This window comes from Prevotella sp. oral taxon 317 str. F0108, assembly GCF_000162415.1.
Lineage (GTDB): Bacteria > Bacteroidota > Bacteroidia > Bacteroidales > Bacteroidaceae > Prevotella > Prevotella conceptionensis.
This window is the reverse complement of sequence record NZ_GG740100.1, coordinates 1-886: the sequence shown is the minus strand read 5'-3', so window position 1 is coordinate 886 and position 886 is coordinate 1. Positions and strand designations below refer to the sequence as shown.

Genomic DNA, 886 nt, shown 5'->3' with positions numbered 1-886 from the left:
AAGTCATGGCAAAACCTTTGTTAACCCCAATCGGCACAGTGCCCAACACCCCATCAGGGTTTAACGCCTATACCACACAATGGCGCAAACCAACAACCGCAACAATGTAAAATATTCGTACCATATTTTAACATTATGAGTGGCCTCGCCGCAAAATCTCTGGCCGCGGGTCGTAATTTCGCGCGTATTTTTCAAGTTTATAACCAGTTGATTTACCTACACTTACAAGAAATAAGGCGCAAAATACGCCCTTTTTAGCCTAAAATGGGGGCGCAAAGCCCAGCTTAGTGGTCAGCCAAAAGCCACCAAGCCGCTTTTCGTCTATAAGGTGCAATTTGCCTATAAATAGCCCTTCGCAAGCCGCTTTTTATGCCTTTTATCTACGTTTTGGTGCATTTTGCCTTGCGTTTTGGTGCATTTTGCCTTGCATTTTGGTGCTAAATGCCTTGCATTTTGGTGCTAAATGCCTTGCATTTTGGTGCTAAATGCCTTGCGTTTTGGTGCTAAATGCAATGCGTTTTGGTGCTAAATGCAGTGCAAAAGCAAGCATTTTGGCCAACATTTTTTTGTGGTTTCGAATGCAAATTTGGCCCAAATTTTCTTCAAAGAGAAATGCAAAAGCATAGTAAATGGCAAAAATCGGAGGGAAAAGCGCGCAATGTTGGCCGCCGTTTTCATCATTCTGCTGCATTTTATATAGGTTTTGCAAGGTAATTTCTTCTAGAATGGCTCGCCAAAAAGTTGCGATTTGTAAAATATGTTTACCTATTTAACAAACTCTTGACATGCCAGTTGCAATGCCCCATTTGGGTTAAGGCATGTTCTAACCATTCCCCGCAAAGGCTCAACTGTTGTTCCTGGTTTTGCTCTTCACGGCCTTTTTTCT

The 886-nt window shown here is 42.4% G+C and carries 1 protein-coding gene; it reads right to left on the bottom strand.

The annotated features are described in order from the left end of the window. Positions 1-481 precede the first annotated feature (481 nt). A complete protein-coding gene (locus HMPREF0670_RS15090) occupies positions 482-691 on the bottom strand; it encodes a hypothetical protein (protein WP_009231996.1) in 210 nt (69 codons plus the stop codon). Positions 692-886 lie beyond the last annotated feature (195 nt).